At 67.8% G+C, this 16,548-nt stretch carries 19 protein-coding genes; 10 read left to right on the top strand and 9 right to left on the bottom strand.

The window, feature by feature from the left end; genetic code table 11:
* Nucleotides 1-18: 18 nt before the first annotated feature.
* Nucleotides 19-948: a LysR family transcriptional regulator gene (locus tag ACETPF_RS05485; RefSeq protein WP_373933311.1), complete on the bottom strand. Its 930-nt coding sequence runs from the start codon at nucleotides 946-948 to the stop codon at nucleotides 19-21.
* 78 nt (nucleotides 949-1,026) lie between these two features.
* Nucleotides 1,027-1,569 carry a nuclease gene (locus ACETPF_RS05480; protein WP_373933310.1) on the bottom strand — a complete coding sequence of 181 codons (543 nt, stop codon included), beginning with the start codon at nucleotides 1,567-1,569 and terminating at the stop codon, nucleotides 1,027-1,029.
* A 129-nt stretch (nucleotides 1,570-1,698) separates the two neighbouring features.
* On the opposite strand from ACETPF_RS05480, the gene ACETPF_RS05475 reads away from it, so the two are divergent.
* On the top strand, nucleotides 1,699-2,085 hold the full coding sequence (locus ACETPF_RS05475; RefSeq protein ID WP_373933309.1) for a PH domain-containing protein: 387 nt from the start codon (nucleotides 1,699-1,701) through the stop codon (nucleotides 2,083-2,085).
* A 151-nt stretch (nucleotides 2,086-2,236) separates the two neighbouring features.
* The gene (locus ACETPF_RS05470; RefSeq protein WP_373933308.1) at nucleotides 2,237-2,938 is read left to right on the top strand and encodes a hypothetical protein; all 702 of its coding nucleotides are present in this window, start codon (nucleotides 2,237-2,239) and stop codon (nucleotides 2,936-2,938) included.
* A gap of 156 nt (nucleotides 2,939-3,094) precedes the next feature.
* Here the strand turns inward: ACETPF_RS05470 and ACETPF_RS05465 are convergent, their stop codons facing one another.
* Complete coding sequence (locus tag ACETPF_RS05465) at nucleotides 3,095-3,835, bottom strand: glutaminyl-peptide cyclotransferase (RefSeq protein ID WP_373933306.1); 741 nt, start codon at nucleotides 3,833-3,835, stop codon at nucleotides 3,095-3,097.
* 80 nt (nucleotides 3,836-3,915) lie between these two features.
* On the bottom strand, nucleotides 3,916-4,650 hold the full coding sequence (gene ygfZ, locus ACETPF_RS05460; RefSeq protein WP_373933305.1) for a CAF17-like 4Fe-4S cluster assembly/insertion protein YgfZ: 735 nt from the start codon (nucleotides 4,648-4,650) through the stop codon (nucleotides 3,916-3,918).
* A 135-nt stretch (nucleotides 4,651-4,785) separates the two neighbouring features.
* Here ygfZ and ACETPF_RS05455 point away from each other — a divergent pair, with 135 nt between their 5' ends.
* The gene (locus ACETPF_RS05455; RefSeq protein WP_373933303.1) at nucleotides 4,786-6,117 is read left to right on the top strand and encodes a dihydroorotase; all 1,332 of its coding nucleotides are present in this window, start codon (nucleotides 4,786-4,788) and stop codon (nucleotides 6,115-6,117) included.
* Here ACETPF_RS05455 and rarD read toward each other — a convergent pair.
* Together rarD and ACETPF_RS05445 are read right to left on the bottom strand one after the other, a co-directional pair.
* The gene (gene rarD / locus ACETPF_RS05450) at nucleotides 6,114-7,016 is read right to left on the bottom strand and encodes an EamA family transporter RarD (protein WP_373933520.1); all 903 of its coding nucleotides are present in this window, start codon (nucleotides 7,014-7,016) and stop codon (nucleotides 6,114-6,116) included. The genes ACETPF_RS05455 and rarD overlap by 4 nt on opposite strands.
* A complete protein-coding gene (locus tag ACETPF_RS05445; protein ID WP_373933519.1) occupies nucleotides 7,013-7,234 on the bottom strand; it encodes a hypothetical protein in 222 nt (73 codons plus the stop codon). Before ACETPF_RS05445 ends, rarD begins: the two co-directional genes overlap by 4 nt.
* A gap of 157 nt (nucleotides 7,235-7,391) precedes the next feature.
* Here ACETPF_RS05445 and ACETPF_RS05440 point away from each other — a divergent pair, with 157 nt between their 5' ends.
* A complete protein-coding gene (locus ACETPF_RS05440; protein ID WP_373933302.1) occupies nucleotides 7,392-8,132 on the top strand; it encodes a hypothetical protein in 741 nt (246 codons plus the stop codon).
* A gap of 9 nt (nucleotides 8,133-8,141) precedes the next feature.
* On the opposite strand, the gene queF is transcribed toward ACETPF_RS05440, so the two are convergent.
* Nucleotides 8,142-8,603 (bottom strand): preQ(1) synthase, encoded by a 462-nt coding sequence (gene queF / locus ACETPF_RS05435; RefSeq protein ID WP_373933300.1) that lies wholly within the window; start codon nucleotides 8,601-8,603, stop codon nucleotides 8,142-8,144.
* Between the two features lie 99 nt (nucleotides 8,604-8,702).
* Between queF and ACETPF_RS05430 the strand changes: the two genes are divergently transcribed.
* The 6 genes from ACETPF_RS05430 to ACETPF_RS05405 all read left to right on the top strand — a co-directional run bounded on the left by ACETPF_RS05430 (nucleotide 8,703) and on the right by ACETPF_RS05405 (nucleotide 14,667).
* Nucleotides 8,703-9,974, top strand: coding sequence for a hypothetical protein (locus ACETPF_RS05430; protein ID WP_373933298.1), 1,272 nt, complete (start codon nucleotides 8,703-8,705; stop codon nucleotides 9,972-9,974).
* Between the two features lie 71 nt (nucleotides 9,975-10,045).
* Nucleotides 10,046-10,891 (top strand): sulfurtransferase, encoded by an 846-nt coding sequence (locus tag ACETPF_RS05425; protein ID WP_373933296.1) that lies wholly within the window; start codon nucleotides 10,046-10,048, stop codon nucleotides 10,889-10,891.
* On the top strand, nucleotides 10,888-12,123 hold the full coding sequence (gene metC, locus ACETPF_RS05420) for a cystathionine beta-lyase (protein ID WP_373933295.1): 1,236 nt from the start codon (nucleotides 10,888-10,890) through the stop codon (nucleotides 12,121-12,123). The genes ACETPF_RS05425 and metC overlap by 4 nt, the downstream gene beginning before the upstream one ends.
* A gap of 16 nt (nucleotides 12,124-12,139) precedes the next feature.
* Nucleotides 12,140-12,667, top strand: a complete 528-nt coding sequence (locus tag ACETPF_RS05415; RefSeq protein WP_373933294.1) for a sterol desaturase family protein — start codon at nucleotides 12,140-12,142, stop codon at nucleotides 12,665-12,667.
* Between the two features lie 79 nt (nucleotides 12,668-12,746).
* On the top strand, nucleotides 12,747-13,613 hold the full coding sequence (lgt, locus tag ACETPF_RS05410; protein ID WP_373933293.1) for a prolipoprotein diacylglyceryl transferase: 867 nt from the start codon (nucleotides 12,747-12,749) through the stop codon (nucleotides 13,611-13,613).
* Nucleotides 13,603-14,667, top strand: a complete 1,065-nt coding sequence (locus ACETPF_RS05405; RefSeq protein ID WP_373933292.1) for a class I SAM-dependent methyltransferase — start codon at nucleotides 13,603-13,605, stop codon at nucleotides 14,665-14,667. Before lgt ends, ACETPF_RS05405 begins: the two co-directional genes overlap by 11 nt.
* Nucleotides 14,668-14,702: 35 nt before the next feature.
* Here ACETPF_RS05405 and ACETPF_RS05400 read toward each other — a convergent pair whose 3' ends face one another.
* The gene (locus ACETPF_RS05400; protein WP_373933291.1) at nucleotides 14,703-15,377 is read right to left on the bottom strand and encodes a DUF4136 domain-containing protein; all 675 of its coding nucleotides are present in this window, start codon (nucleotides 15,375-15,377) and stop codon (nucleotides 14,703-14,705) included.
* 160 nt (nucleotides 15,378-15,537) lie between these two features.
* Nucleotides 15,538-16,542, bottom strand: a complete 1,005-nt coding sequence (trpS, locus tag ACETPF_RS05395) for a tryptophan--tRNA ligase (protein WP_373933290.1) — start codon at nucleotides 16,540-16,542, stop codon at nucleotides 15,538-15,540.
* Nucleotides 16,543-16,548: the final 6 nt, after the last annotated feature.

The raw sequence follows: 16,548 nt of genomic DNA, 5'->3' as shown, positions 1-16,548 counted from the left end.
TGTCCGCGTTCGGCATGATCAGACATCGCCCATGCCCTCCAGTTCCTTGTCGTCCGCACCGAGCGCGACGAACTGGTCGAGTAGCCAGGAGGCGGCGGGCCCCGGCGGCGAATCGCGGCGCCACACCCCCGCGAACCGATAGGTTCCGCCCAGATGATCGGGCATGACCAGCCGGACCAGCGTGCCGTCGACCAGGTCGGGTTCGATCATCGGCAACGGCATGTTGCCCCATCCGATCCCCTCGCGCAGCAAGGCATGCTTGGCGCCCAGATCCGCCAGGCGCCAGGTCTTGGGGCTCATCACCGAATAATCCTGCCCCTCGGTAAAGCGGGACCGGTCCGTCAGCACCAACTGCGTATGCTCGCGCCCGGCACCCGGCGGAATGCGCGCCATGCGGCCGAGTGGATGATCGGGCGCCGCCACCGGGACCATCGGAACCGAACCGGCGGCAATGCATTCGACGCCTTCGACGCCCGCCGCGAGCGGACCGGAAATCCCGATCGCCGCCGTCCGGTCGAGCACCATCGCCGTGATCGCGCCCAGCGCTTCGACATGCAATCTCAGCTGGACGGTCGGAAATTCCGTGGCAAAGCCCCGCAATATCCTGCCCAGCCGCTCGGACGGCACCATGACATCGACCGCCAGGTCGACCTCCGCCTCCAGCCCGTCGAGCAGCCCCTTCACCTTCGCCCGCAATCCGTCAAAGCCGTGCGAGATGCTGCGCGCTTCGGCCAGCAGCGCCCGTCCCGCAACGGTCAGCTGCGGTTTGCGCGTGCCTTCCCGGTCGAACAGGGAGATGCCAAGCTGCGCCTCCAGATTGGCGATGCCGTAGCTGATCACTGAAACGGCGCGATTGAGCGAGCGCCCGGCGGCGGCGAAGCTGCCCGTATCGACGATGGCAAGGAAGATGCGGAGCTGATCGAAGGTCGGCGTTCCAGGGGAATTCATCGTTCCACTTTCTCGAATGAACCGATGCGATTTATTCCTCCGAAACGCAGTTTTTGCAAGCCGCAAGACGGCTCCCGCTCAGGCGGCGCACCAGTCGGTTGCGGTATCGGCCCAAGGCTTGGCATGGCCTTTGAGGATCATCAGTTGGCCGATCGACACGCCATCACGCAACAGCAGGCGGGCGGCGGGGCTGGTGTCGGCGGGGTCGCGCCGCGCCTCGAACGCGCCGCCGTTCATCATCGACGCGAGCGCTACCCGCGCGGCGACGGCGCGCTCGGCCTCCTGCGGGCAGCCGGGATTGCCGGCGTCGGGGGCCTTGATGTCGGCGACATGGTATCGCTTGCCGTGCCAGGCATAGGCGTCGCCGCTCAATACGCAGGCGTCGCCTTGCGGATCATCGCACAGGGCGAAGCGGTCGGAGATGCTCGTGGGTTCGGCGGCTTTGCCATTGGGATCGGGCAGGCTGTCCTTGAGCAGCACGGCCGCCAGCCCGGCTCCGGCGATCGCGACCATCAGTATCCCGATCGGGACGATGCGCGATCGCCCTTCTTCCTTTTCGTTCAGCCAGGCCCCGCTTCTGTCGGGGCACTGGTCGCCAAGATCATAGAGATTACGTGCCATAAGCCTCTGTCCGCCACGTAGTTAACATAGGTCAGGCAAAAATTTGGTTAACCGCGCTGTGGCAACCTGCGCTTGACGGACCGGCAGGGGCATGGTCAATTCGCAGCCGCACAAAAGGGCGGAGGCGGCGTGAGCGACACCTGGCTGTATGACGAGCATCCCGCGATGTTCCGCGCCCATCCGCTGCTGTTCACGCTGCTGCTGGTGTCGGTCGTCGGCATCCTCGCCATCGGGGTCTGGTGGGTGATGCACAAGGGCGAACGGCTGGCTTTGTCAGACCGCGACGTGCTGCTGGAACGCGGCCTTCTGTCCAAGCAACGCACCGAGGTGGCGCTGAGTTCGATCCGCTCGGTCCGCATCACCCAGTCGCTGGGCCAGCGCATGTTCGGGGTCGGCCATGTCGAACTGTTCAGCGCCGGCGACATTGCCGAGATCGCGATCAAGAATATGCCGCGACCAGACCGCATCCGTGCGATCGCCGCGTCGCGCAATGTGGATCTGCTGCCGCAAAGATAGAGAGTTTCATGCAGCCCCTTGACGCGGGCGCATATATTTCAACGATGGGCGGGGGAAGGCGGCCGAAGAGAGCCGCCGGCCCCGCCGAAGAGGACGCCATGTCAGGACCGTCGATCCGCAAGGGGCGGGCGGCGCTGCTTAGGGGTGTCCCATGGTTGGCTTGCGAGTGATGCCGTCCCTGCCGGATCTGAGCGCGGAGGACCGCGCCGCCATCCGCCAGGCGTGCGGCTTCGCCTGCGTGCGCTGCGGCGTCACCATCTATCGCTATCTCCGGCTCCCCGACAGCGCAGGCGCAACGCTCCTGTGCCCGACCTGCCATGGGCTGGTCGAGGAAGGGCGGCTGACGTCGACCCAGGTGCACAGCTTTCACGCCAATCCCGTGGTGCGCCAGCGCCATTTCGCCCGCGACCGGCTGCCCTTTTCGGCGGAGCTGCCGCATCTCGTCATCGGCGGCGCGCGGATGCTGCGCGACACGCCGATCCCCGTCACGCTGGAGGGCGAGCCGATCCTGATCTTCGCCCCGCCGCGCCGCACCAATGGCGCGACCCGCATCAGCGTGCGGATGGGCGACGCCAATGGCGCTCCCATCCAGCTGATCGACGGCAATGAATGGAAACCCACCGACGGCAGCTGGCACTTCCTGCTGCGCGGCGACCGCTATTCGATGATGGCGGCGCGCGGCGATGGCCTGTGCGTCCTGCGGATCGTCGCCCGCAATCGCATCGCGGTCGAACATCTCCGCACCATGATCCGCGGCCGCCGCCTGGAAATCACCCCCGACTGGCTCGAAATCGACGGCAAGCGCCACATCGATCGCATCGGCAGCGGCACGCTCATAGGGCTGGAGCTGTAGGGCCAGAGGTTTCGCGGGGGCCGCCACGTGCACAGCCCGAAGCCCAAAGCATCATGTTTCCCGGCGCAGGCCGGGGTCCAGGGTTTGAGGCGCTGCGCGTGGGACTCTGGGCCCCGGCCTGCGCCGGGGGACACCCTATTTGTCAGGAGGCCGTTCTTACCGCCCCACCCTGATCTCGAACAGTTTCGGCCAATATTTCCCGGTTACGAACACGCGATCCTTCGCCGCGTCATAGGCGATGCCGTTCGCCACCGCCTCGCTATCCGTCACGCCCGCCGCCTTCCGCAGCGGCGCGATGTCGATCCAGTCGATCACCGCGCCGGTCGCCGGGTCGATCCGGGCGATCTTGGTGTCGTACCAGATGTTCGCCCAAACCTCGCCCTTCACATATTCCAGCTCGTTCAGGCGATCGACCGGCCGGCCGTTCCACGTCACGGTGATGCGCCGGGCTTCGGCCAGCGTCTCGGGGTCCAGGAAGCGGAGCTGCGCGGTCCCGTCGCTCATGATGATCTGCCGCCCGTCCTGCGTCAGCGCCCAGCCTTCGCCCGCATATCGAAAGTCCGACAGCGGCTTGAAATCGCGCAGCGACCAGACGAACCCCTGCCGGTGCCGCCAGGTCAGGCTGACGATCCGGTCCTTCCAGTTGACGATCCCCTCGCCGAAATAGCGACGGTCGAGCACGCGCCGTTGCTCGACCTTGCCGGTCTTGAGCGCCACCTTGCGAATGTCCGACTGGCCTTCCAGGCCGGTGCTCTCATAGAGCGCGCCGTCGAGATAGAAGAGCCCCTCGGTAAAGGCGGCGGGATCATGGGGGTGGGTCTTGATGAGCGTCCAGGGCGTGTCGGCGCGGGCCGGCGCGGCAATGGCGAACATTGCCAAAGCCACCATTCCCACCATCCGTTCGGTTCGAGCTTGTCGAGAACTACGCGCGCCTTCTCGACAGGCTCGAACCGAACGGGGGCGGGAAAAGGTCAAAATCATTCCGCCGCCTGACCCGCAACCGCCGCCGCCAGCCAAGCGGGGAGCGTCACCGGGTCCAGCGTCTCCACCCGCCGCAGTTCGATCGACAGCCCCATATCCGCCAGCACCGCCCGCTGCCGTTTCTCGTCGGCTTCGGCCATCGGCACCGCGACCAACCGCCGGCTCACCTTGTTGCGATAATGCATCCGCGCGGTATTCTCCTGGCCGACATAGCAGCCCTTGTCATAATCGACGCCGTTCAGCTCCTCCGCATTGGCCTCCAGCCACAGCACCGCGTCCTGCCCCAGTTCGCCCGCGCCCTCGAATATGCTGAGCGACAGCCGATGCGCCCGGAACGCCGCCGACGCATCGCCCCCGTCGGCTGGCGCAAGCCATCGATGCCCCAGCGCAGGTAGGCGAGGATCGAACGGCCTGTCCGCCGCGTCCATCGCCCAATGCACCGCCAGCGCCTCCTCCCGCGCGATCGTGACCTTGCGCCGTAAGCGATAGAGCGTCAGCCGCTTGCCCAGCGCGTCGGCTTGGGCGGCTTCGCAATCGATCAGCACGTCGTCGCCATCCGCCCACAGGACGAAATCGAACAACGCCTTCCCCTGCGGCGTCAGCAACCCCGCCCAGCGCGGCGCGTCCGTCAGCGTCAGCACGTCACGGGTCAGCAACCCTTGAAGGAAAGGCCGCGCCTCCTGCCCTGAAATTCTCAAAATCGCGCGGTCGGGGAGGGTGGTGCCGGTCATCGGCTTTAGGTAGGACAGAAAGCGACCCTATCCAAGCCGTTCGGGCTGAGCGAAGTCGAAGCCCCTGCATCTCCTCCCGGAGAAAGTGCGGCCCTTCGACTTCGCTCAGGGCGAACGGAAGACGAGGCTGCGTTTATGACCCAAAGTTTCGACCTAATCCTGAAGAATGGCACCATCCACACCCCCGGCGGGTCGGAGCAGGCCGATATCGGCGTCATCGGTGGCAAGATCGCCGCCATCGGCGCGGGGCTGGGCGACGCGGGCGAAGTCATCGACTGCACCGGCCTCGATGTTCTGCCCGGCTGCATCGACAGCCAAGTCCATTTCCGCGAACCGGGCCTCGAACATAAGGAAGACCTTGAATCGGGCAGCCGCGCCGCCGTGCTGGGCGGCATCACCGCCGTGTTCGAGATGCCCAACACCAACCCCAACACCGACACGGCGGAGCGCGTCCACGACAAGCTCGCCCGCGCGCATCATCGCATGTGGTGCGACCATGCCTTCTATGTCGGCGCGACGGCGGACAATGCTGAACAGCTCAAGGAACTGGAGCGCATCCCCGGCACGTCGGGGGTCAAGATCTTCATGGGCGCGTCCACCGGCAGCCTGCTGGTCGACGATGACGACGCGCTATCCCGCGTGCTGGCGTCCGGCACCCGCCGCGTCGCCATCCATGCCGAGGACGAGGCGCGGATGAACGCGCGCAAGGATTTGCGGGTCGAGGGCGACCCATCCTCCCACCCCGTCTGGCGCGACGACGAAAGCGCGATGATCGCGACGAAACGCATCATCGCGTTGGCCCGCAAGGCGCGTCGCCGCATCCACGTCCTCCACATCACGACGCCCGCCGAACTCGAATATATCGGCCGGAACAAGGACATCGCCACCTGCGAGGTGACGCCGCAGAATCTGACGCTGGCCGGGGAGGACGCCTATCCGCGCCTCGGCACCTATGCCCAGATGAACCCGCCGATCCGCAGCGCCGCGCATCGCGATGGCCTCTGGCACTGGCTCAACCAGGGCGTGCCCGACGTGCTGGGCAGCGATCATGCGCCCCACACGATCGAGGAGAAGGCGAAACCCTATCCCGCCAGCCCCAGCGGCATGCCCGGCGTCCAGACGCTCGTGCCGCTGCTGCTCAACCATGTCGCGGAAGGGCGCCTGACGCTGCGCCGCTTCATCGAACTCACCTCGTCCGGCCCGCAGCGCGTATTCGGCCTGACGGGCAAGGGCCGGATCGCGGTCGGCTATGACGCCGACTTCACCGTCGTCGATCTCAAGAAGCGCTGGACCGTGGGCAAGGACTGGCTCGCTTCGCGCTGCGACTGGTCGCCGTTCGAGGGCATGGAGCTGACCGGCAAGGCGATCGGCACGATCATTCGCGGCCATCGGGTGATGTGGGAGGGTGCGCTGGCGGACGCGGCGATCGGCGAACCCGTCCGCTTCGACGCGACCCAGTTCGGCTAGGCGGTCGCCAGCCGGCCCCGCCGCGCGCTGGCGATCCCGTCGCCGGCGAAGAGGATCAGGCCGGTCCAGATCAGGCCAAAGCTCAGCATCTGTCCGGTGCTCAGCGTCTCGCCGAACAGCAGGATGCCGCACAAGAACTGTAATGTCGGCGCCATATATTGCAGCAGACCCAGCGTCGCCATCGGCAGCCGCTGCGCGGCGGTCGCGAACAGCACCAGCGGCACGGTCGTCACCGCGCCCGCCAGCATCAGCAGCGCGCTGGTGCCTGCGTCCTGGCCGAAATCCATGCCGCCATGCTGCGTTTCCCACAGCAGATAGATAAGGGCGAGCGGGGCGAGCAAAGCGGTCTCGACGCCAAGGCCGGGCAGCGGCGCGACGGGCGTCAGTTTGCGCACCAGCCCGTAAAAGGCGAAGGTGAAGGCCAGCGACAGGCTGATCCACAGCGTCGTTATGGCCGACGCCGCCAGGATCGTGACGCCCGCCGCGGCGATCCCGATCGCGATCATCTGGGGACGGCGCAGCTTTTCTTTCAGGACCAGCACGCCCAGCGCCACATTGACCAGCGGGTTGAGGAAATAGCCCAGGCTGGCGGCCAGCACATGGCCCTGGTTCACCGCCCACACATAGGTCAGCCAGTTGCCCGCGATCAACAGCGCCGACAGCGCGAGCGGCGCGACCAGCTTCGGCTCGCGCAGCGCTGCGCCAAATGCCGCCATGCTCGTCCGCGCCGCCAGCAGCAGCAGGATCAGCAGCAGCGACCAGATGATGCGCTGCGCCACGATCTCGGTCGGATCGACATGGTGCAGCAGCCTGAAATAGATCGGCAGCAGCCCCCACAGGCCATAGGCGGCGACGCCCGCGATCAGGCCGCGTCGTGTCTCGGCAGCGGCGTCGGTCAGACGATGCCTCCGCCCAGGAACAGCCTGAGCGCGCCGAAACCGGCGACCAGCAGGCAGAAATTCTGCCCGCTCTTGTGGCGTGAGATGAGCCCCACCAGAGCGCCCACCAGCGCCACTGGCACCAGCAGCCAGTTCAGCGCGCCCAGCAGCGGAAAGACCGCCGGGATCATCAGGATCAGCGTGACGAGGCCGATGGCGATGGACAGGATGTTCAGCATGGGCTTCACATGGCCCCGCATCCGTGCCATCGCAAGACATGATGCGCGTGCCACTCGGCCCAAACTGGCATCGCGTCGGAAAATCCCGCAATTTACCAATATTCCTAACGGAAAATTAACCTCCGTTCTTCATCGCTCGTTTACGAAGGAGTGAAGGATGGCGCTTTCCCGGTCTGTGGCCCTCATGTCGGGCATGGTTTCGCTGACGCTGGCGCTCGCCGCCTGCGGGAAGGGCGACAAGGACGCCAGCCTCGCCGCGCTCGACGCGCAGCTCACCAACAATGCCGCCGATCCGGCGCAAAAGGGCGCGCTTGCCGATCCGATCCTGGTCGATCCGCAGCTCGTCGGCCAGTCCAACCGCAACGCGGTGCGCCCCGCCGATCGCCCCGCCAACGGCGCGGTGCCGGTGCTGCCCGGCGACGCGGCGGCGGCGCAGGCGGCGGCGGTGAAGCAGGCGGGCGGCAAGCTGCTTTCCGCCCCCGCCGCAACGGAAGGCACGCCGCTCGATTCGACCGTTACGCTCGGCGCGGTCGCGCGCGGCAGCGGCAACGCCGGCTGCGCAAAGAAGCTCGTCTATGGCATGGACTGGGCGCAGCGCCTGCCCGACCCCTTCACCCTCTATCCTGGCGCACAACTGACCGAAGCGGCGGGCGCGGACGCCGACGGCTGCACCCTGCGCGCCGCCAGCTTCGTCACCGCCGCGCCCAGGCAGGGCGTGCTCGATTATTACTACACCCTCGTCCGCCGCGCCGGCTATGATGGCGAACATAAGCTGATGGGCGGCGATCATGTGCTGGGCGGCACGCGCCGTGCGGACGGCAGCGCCTATTTCATCCTGCTGACCGACGCGCCCGGCGGCAAGACCAGCGTCGACATCATCGCCGACAATGGCGGCTAGAGCGCAGCCTCAGCCGCGCCCGCGATAGCCCGGCACATCCTGCGGTGGCAGCCACAGGCCTACCGGCGGCTCGCCCGACTGCCAGAACACGTCGATCGGGATGCCCCCGCGCGGATACCAATAGCCGCCGATCCGCAACCAAAGCGGGTCCATCTCCGCCACCAGCCGCTCGCCGATCCCCACCGTGCAATCCTCGTGGAAGGCGGCATGGTTGCGGAACGCGCCCAGGAACAGCTTTAAGGACTTGGATTCGACGATCGTCTCGCCCGGCGCATAGTCGATCACCAGATGCGCGAAGTCGGGCTGCCCCGTCACCGGGCAGAGCGATGTGAACTCCGGCGCGGTGAAACGCACCAGATAGGGTTTGCCGGGGCGCGGATTGGGCACATAGTCGAGCACCGCCTCTTCCGGCGAGGCGGGGAGGGCGCTGGTCCGGCCCAGATGCAGCGGGGTGGTGGGAAGCTCTGTCATGCGCGCCATCTAATGGATCGCACGGCCGATGTCATCGGGTCCGCCGGCAAAGCGATTGTTCACTTGCGGTTCAGCGGCGCTTGTGCCTTGGCATGGCGAATGGGGTTTCGTCGCTGTCTGATGCTTGCCGCCGCGCCGCTGTTGCCGGTCGCGCTATCTGCCGCCGCACAGGCGCAGCAGGCGGATCAGCCCGCGCCGACCTTTTCTCTGCCCCCCGCTGGCTCCGCCCCCGCGCCCAACCCCAACCGGCAGGGGCCGGAACTCGACGTCTATCGCGACTCGCCGACTCCCAGAGCGACGACCAGCGCGCCGCCGCCGGCGGTGACGCCGACCATCGCCCCGCCGCCGGTGGCCGCGCAGCCGGCCCAGCCAATCCCGACCCGGCCAACCCCGACTCGGCCAGCTCCGACTCAACCCGGGCCGGAGCAGCCCCGCGCCACTCGTCCGGCAGAGCGACCGGCCACGACGCCCGCGCCGGAAGCGCCCGCCCGCCAGAACGAAGCCGCATCCGCGCCGGTCGCCCCGGTGCCCGAGCCCCCGCCTGTCGCCAACGCGGCCGAACCCGCGCCCGCGACATCCCCGACCGCGCCCGACGACAAGCCGGAAGCCAGCGTCCTCCCCTGGATCATCGGCGGCGCGCTGGCGCTGCTGGCGCTCGCGGCGGTCCTGCTGCTGCGCCGCCGCCGCCCGGTCGAGGAAAGCCGGCCCGAACCGCTCCCCGCCACCGCGCCGGACGTTCCCGCGTCACCGCCGCCGGCACCGCCCGCACCTCCATCGCCGGTGCAGCCTCCGCTCGCGCCCGCCGCCGCCCCGCCGTCGCCCGCACCCGGCGCTGAACGCCCCAGGCTCGACATGGACATGGCCGTCACCCAGGCGCGCTTCTCGCTGCTCGGCGTCACCATCGCCTACAGCCTCATCCTCCACAATCGCGGCGAGCGCCCGGCGCAGGACGTCCTCGTGCGCGGCCTTATCGGCAATGCCGGCGCGCAGCAGCAGGCGCTGCTCCAGGGCTTTTTCGGGGGCGACGATGGCATGCCGCTGCATCACAGCGTCGCCATCGAACCCGGCGAGACGCGCACGCTCACCGGCGAACTGCGCCTTGCCGCCGACGCGATCCAGCCCGTCCAGATGGGCCAGCGCAGCCTGCTCATCCCCATCGCCGCCTTCGACGTCGCCTATCGCTGGGGCGGGGAGGGGGATGATCCCGCAGGCCATTATCCAGCAGGGCAGGGCCGCACCGCCCGCGCCTTCATCGTCGGGCAGGAACAGGAACCGCCGACCGACCGGCTCGCGCCGCTCCGCCTCGACCAGGGGCCGCGCCAATATCGCCGCCCCGCCGCCCGCGCCGCCGTCGAGCTGACGCCGGCCTGAAATCCGCTGCGGCTTGTCCCGCCCTGCGCCTTGCGCCTAAGACAGGCCATCGTCAGCAGATCGGGACAGGCATGACCATCTTCATTTCCACGGACGAACTGGCGGGGCAACTGGGCAGCCCTGGCCTCGTCATCCTCGACGCGACCCTGTTCCTGCCCGGCACCCCGCGCGACGCCCGCGCCGAATTTGAAGCCGCCCACATTCCCGGCGCGGCCTTTCTCGATCTCGACACGCTCGCCGACCCGGACGATCCCGCCCCCCACATGCTGCCGCCCGACGCCATGATGACGGAGCGCGCGCAGGCGGTGGGCATCGATCCCGACAGCCGCATCATCCTCTACGACAACAGCCCGATCCGCAGCGCCGCGCGCGCCTGGTGGATGATGCGCGCCTATGGCCTGGGCGCATCGGCCGCGATCCTCGACGGCGGCATGCCCAAATGGCTGGCGGAGGGCCGCCCGACGAAGGGCGGCGCGGCGCGGCCCGCCCCCGGCACCGCCATCGCGCGGCTCGACCGCGCGCAGGTCCGGTCCAAGGCCGACATCCTCGCCAATCTGGGCAGCGGCGCGGCGCAACTGCTCGACGCGCGCGGGGCAGGGCGTTTTACCGGCGCGGAGGCCGAGCCGCGCCCCGGCATGGCCTCGGGCCACATCCCCGGATCGCGCAACCTGCCCTATGCCGCGCTCTTCGCCCCCGACAACAGCGTGAAGCAGGGCGCGGAGCTGCGCGCGCTCTACGAGTCGGCCGGCATCGACCTCGACCGTCCGGTCGTCACCACCTGCGGCAGCGGCGTTACCGCCGCCATCCTGCTCGCCGGCCTTCAATCGCTCGGCAAGACTGACGTCGCCCTCTATGACGGCAGCTGGTCGGAATGGGGCATCGACCCCGCCACGCCCAAGGCGACGGGCGACGCATGAGCGACAAGGCTCCGGACAAGGACGGTCGCAAGCCGCTGACCCGCCTCGCCCAGGCGGGGCGCAAGCCCGAATGGACCGGAATGCCCGGCCAGCCCGGCGCGATCGTCAGCCCCCCGGTCTGGCGCGCCTCCACCATCCTCTACGACGATGTCGCGCATCTGCGGAAGGCCGCCGCCAGCAGCACCCATGAACGGCTCTTCTACGGGCGAAAGGGCACGCCGACCGCCTGGTCCCTCGCCGACGCCCTCACGGAAATGGAGCCGGGGGCGGAAGGGACGATGCTCTTCCCCTCGGGCGTGGCGGCGATCGCCTGCGCGCTGATGGCGGTTTTGAAGCCTGGCGACACGCTTTTGATGCCGGACAGCGCCTATGATCCGACCCGCGCCTTCTGCCAGCAAATCCTGGATAGTTTCGGTATCGAAACGATATTCTATGCGCCCACGGGTGTACAACTCGCTGTACAACTTGCCGACCGCCCGATCCGCGCCCTGTTCCTCGAAAGCCCCGGCAGCCTGACCTTCGAGGTGCAGGATGTGCCGGCGCTCACCGCCTGGGCGCGGGCGAACAACATCGTCACCCTCATGGACAATACCTGGGCGACCCCGCTCTATTTCCCGGCCCTGTCCCACGGCGTCGACATCTCGATCCTTGCCTGCACCAAATATATCGTCGGCCACAGCGACGTGATGATGGGCAGCGTCACCGCCAATGCCGACTGGTTCGCGAAAATCCGCCAGACCGCCTATCTCTTCGGCCAGATGGTCAGCCCGGACGACGCCTGGCTCGCCTCGCGCGGTCTCCGCACCCTCGGCATCCGCCTTGCCCAGCATCAGCATGGGGCGCTGGCCGTCGCCCGCTGGCTTAAGGACCAGCCGGAGGTCGCCCGCGTCCTCCACCCGGCGCTCCCCGATTGCCCCGGCCACGAATATTGGGCGCGCGATTTCAGCGGCTCGACCGGCCTCTTCTCCTTCGTGCTTGATGGCGGCGACGAAGCCGCCCGCGCCGCGCTGATCGACGGGCTCGCCCATTTCGGCATCGGCTACAGCTGGGGCGGTTTCGAAAGCCTCGCCTTGCCGGTCGATCCCGCCCGCTACCGCAGCGCGACGGTCTGGCAAGCCGAAGGTCCGGCCGTCCGCCTCCATATTGGCCTCGAAGACCCCGCCGACCTGATCGCCGATCTCGCCGCCGGCCTCGCCCGCTTCCGCGCCGTGCGCGATGGGGGTCGCGCCTGAGCGCGGAGGCGACTATATGGATGCCATGCCACCGGTCTCGCTCCTGCTGATCTTCGTCGCCACCGTCGCCGCGATGGAGGCTTTCGCCTATGTCATGCACCGCTGGGTGATGCACGGGCCGGGCTGGTTCCTGCACGCCAGCCATCACCGTCCGCGCACCGGCAACTGGGAAGCGAACGACCTTTATTTCGTCATCTTCGCGCTGCCCTCCATCCTGCTCCTGCTCGGCGGGGTGCAATGGGGCTGGGGCGGCTGGGCGACCGCGATGGGGGCGGGCATCGCCGCCTATGGCGCCATCTATCTGGGGTTCCACGACATCATCGTGCACCAGCGGGTGAAGAACCGCTATGTCGCCCGCTCGCGCTACATGAAGCGCATCGTCCAGGCCCATCGCCTCCACCATGCGGTCGAAACGAAGGACGGCACGGTCAGCTTCGGCTTCCTCGTCGCCCCCAGCCCCGCGTCGCTCAAGCAGGAACTCGCCAATCGCGGTCGCCAGGGCGTGCGCGCGCCGACCGCGCAGAACAGCGCGGAAGCGCACTGAACGCCGCCGCCCGAAACGCCCTTCATATCGGGCCGCGCATGATCTATGGGGCAATCCCATTCGCCGGAGGGACGCCGATTTGATCCTGGACATTGCCGCCGCCGCTTCGGGCGCCATCCGCTTTGAAGACCTGGGGCTCGATCCCGTTGCCCTGAACCTCGGCTTCTTCACGCTCAAATGGTACAGCCTCGCCTATCTTGCCGGCATCCTCATCGGCTACTGGTATCTGCTGAAACTGGTGGCGCAGCCCGGATCGCCGATGGCGCGCCGCCATGCCGACGACATGATCTTCTACGCGACGCTGGGCATCATCCTGGGTGGCCGGCTCGCCTATGTGATCTTCTACAAGCCCGACATCCTCCTTCACCCGCTCGACATCTTCAAGCTGTGGGAAGGCGGCATGTCCTTCCATGGCGGGGCGATCGGCGTATCGCTCGGCATCCTCTACATGGCGTGGAAGGAAAAGCTCAGCTGGCTGCGCATCCACGACTATGTCGCCTGTGTCGTGCCCTTCGGCCTGTTCTTCGGCCGGCTCGCCAACTTCGTGAACGGGGAGCTTTGGGGCAAGGAGACCGACGTCCCCTGGGCCATCATCTTCCCCACCGGCGGGCCGTTTCCGCGCCACCCGAGCCAGCTCTACGAAGCCGTGCTGGAGGGTGTCCTGCTGTTCCTGATCCTCGCTTACGCCTTCTGGCGGACGAAAGCGCGCTACGAACCGGGCAAGCTGGTCGGTCTCTTCCTGCTCGGCTACGGCGTCTTCCGCTTCGGCGTGGAGTATTTTCGCGAGGCCGACGCCCAGCTCATGGAATTCGCCGCGCGCACCGGCCTCCACATGGGCCAATGGCTCTGCGTGCCCATGATCGTCGGCGGTCTCTACCTGATCGCCACCGCCAAGCGCCGCCGCCTGCGCGTCGAGCCGGTTGCCGGGGGCCAGAGTGTCGCCTGAGACGCTGCCGTTGGCCGAAAGGCTGGCGCGGCAGATCGCCTCGGGCGGGCCGATCTCGGTCGCCCATTATATCGGCGAGGCGAACCAGCATTATTACGCCACCCGCGATCCCTTGGGGGCCAACGGGGACTTCACCACCGCACCCGAAATCAGCCAGATGTTCGGCGAACTGATCGGTCTCGCTCTGGCTGACGTCTGGCTGCGATCGGGCCGTCGCCCCGATCCCGCCTATGTCGAACTCGGGCCGGGGCGCGGCACGCTCGCCGCCGACGCCCTGCGCGCGATGGAACGCGCCGCGCTCGCCCCCAAGCTGCATCTTGTGGAAACCAGCCCCACGCTGCGCGACCGGCAGAAGGCGCTGCTGCCCCATGTCATCCATCATGACAGCGTCGACGGGCTTCCCGACAAGGGACCATTGCTGGTCGTCGCCAACGAATTTTTCGACGCCCTGCCGGTGCGCCAGTGCATCCGCGTCGGCGAAGAATGGCGCGAGCGGGTGGTGATCCGGCGCGAGGCCGAGGGGCGCTTCCTCGCCGTTCCCGGCTATCGCCGCATCGAATCGGGCCTGCCGCCGATCGCTGCCCAGGGCGAGGACGGCGCGATCCTGGAAGTGCCGATCGTCGGCGCCGGCATCGCCTATGCGCTCGCGCAGCGGATCGCGCGGCAGGGCGGGGCGGCGATCCTGATCGACTATGGCTATGAAGGGCCGGCCTTCGGCGACACGCTTCAGGCGGTGAAGGCGCACACATTCGCCGACCCCTTCGCCGATCCGGGCGAAGTGGACCTGACCACCCATGTCGATTTCGCGGTGCTGGGCAACATGGCGCGGCAGGCCGGCTTGCGCGTCCATGGCCCTGTGGGGCAGGGCGACTATCTCCGCCATCTGGGCATTGACGCGCGCGCCGCGCAACTCGTCCAGACCGCGCCCGCCCGCGCAGCCGAGGTCGACGCCGCCCGCGCCCGGCTGACCGATGACGCGGCGATGGGCACCCTGTTCAAGGTGATGGCCTGGACCCACCCAGACTGGGCCGACCCGGCGCGGTTCGACGGGTAAGGCCTCGCCCGCCCCTCGCGGGACGGGCGGCCGGCTCAGCCGCGCTTTTCGGGCGGCAGGGTGATCTTCACGCTTTCGCCATTCTGGCCGGGGAAGTTCACGAACATCGCGTCGATCAGGTTCGGCACCAGATAGGTCAGCTTGTTCGAGAGCGACTGGGCCTGCGCCTTGCCCTCGAACAGGCGGCGATTGTCGGCCGCGCGGTCGATCTTGAGGCTCAGGTCGCTGGTATAGACGGTGTAGCTCGACACGTCGTTATAACCGGGGCCGCCGAACAGCCACGGATCGTAGAAGCCATAGCCCCATGGCCGGCCCCAATAGCCGCCATAACCGAACCGACCGCCCCAGCCGGGACCGAAGCCACCGCCAAAACCGCCATAAGGACCACCAAAGCCGGTCGAACGCACCTTCTCGCGGCCATTGTCGACATCATAGGCGACGCGCACGATGAGGTCCGCGCGGGCCGGGTCGCTCGCCGCGACATAGCCGGTCTGGCTGAGGCGCTGCCCCACCAGGTCGGCGTAATGGGCGAACTCCAGTCCGCCGGCAAGGCGCGGATCGTCTGCCACGACAATGTAGGTCTGCCCGGCGGGGGCGGGAAGCTGCTGGAAACGGGCAACGTCGGCCTTGAATCCGGTGGCGCAGCCCGACAGCGCCATCAGCGCCAGAGCGGGCGCCGCGACCAGACCGATTTTCTTGAAACGGCTCATTTTCTCATGTCCTGTATCAGGCCAGATGCCTGCTGATCTTCTGCGCTTGGCCATAGCAAAACGCAACTGAACATCGATTGAACGCGCGAACCGACCGAATGGGCGCAAACCATGTTCCGTCAGGCAAGAGACGGCATGCGACGGGCAAAGCCGTATCCTGTCAGCGCATCAGCCCCATCGCGTCATACGCAGCCCGCAAGGTCGGCTCCGCCGCCGCCGCCGCCTTGGCCGCGCCCTTGTCGAGGATCGCGTCGAGCGCCGCGTCGTCGGTCCGCAACTCCAGGAAGCGTTCGCGGATCGGGCGCAGCGTTTCGACCAGCAATTCGCCCAGCGCCGGCTTGAACGCGCCGAAGCCCTTGCCGGCGAAATCCGCGCACACGGCGTCGGTCGTCGCACCCGACAAAGTGGCGAAGATGCCGACCAGATTGCCCGCCTCCGGCCGCCCCGCCAGCCCCTCGGCGGTTTCGGGCAGCGGCTCGGGATCGGTCTTGGCCTTGCGGACCTTCGTCATGATCGCGTCATCGTCGTCGGTCAGGTTGATCCGGCTCATGTCGCTGGGGTCGGACTTCGACATCTTGGCGGTGCCGTCGCGGAAGGACATGATCCGCGCCGACTCCTTCGGAATGATCGGGTCGGGCAGGGTGAAGAGGTCCACGCCGAAATCGGTGTTGAACTTGGCGGCGATGTCGCGCGCCAGTTCCAGATGCTGCTTCTGGTCCTCGCCCACCGGCACATGGGTCGCCTGGTAGGCGAGGATGTCGGCGGCCTGGAGCACCGGATAGACGAACAGCCCCACCGACGCGCCCTCGCGGTCCTTGCCCGCCTTGTCCTTGAACTGGGTCATGCGATTGAGCCAGCCGATCCGCGCGGTGCCGTTGAGCAGCCAGCACAGCTCGGCATGGGCCGGCACCCGCGCCTGGTTGAACAGCACGGACCGGTCCGGGTCGATCCCGGCGGCGACCAGCGCGGCGGCCATGTCGCGCACGTTGCGGATGCGCGCCTCGCGCCCCTCATGCACGGTGATCGAATGCATGTCGGCCAGGAAGAAGAAGCACTGCGACTGCGCATCCATCTCGTCCTGCATCCGCACCCAGTTGCGGATCGCGCCGAGATAATTGCCCAGGTGCAGATTGCCGGTCGGCTGGATGCCGGAAAGGACGCGCATGATGTG

The organism is Sphingobium agrisoli (genome assembly GCF_041877245.1).
Classification (GTDB): Bacteria; Pseudomonadota; Alphaproteobacteria; order Sphingomonadales; family Sphingomonadaceae; genus Sphingobium.
Note: the sequence above shows the minus strand (reverse complement) of the source record. Positions and strands in the feature narration are given on the sequence as shown.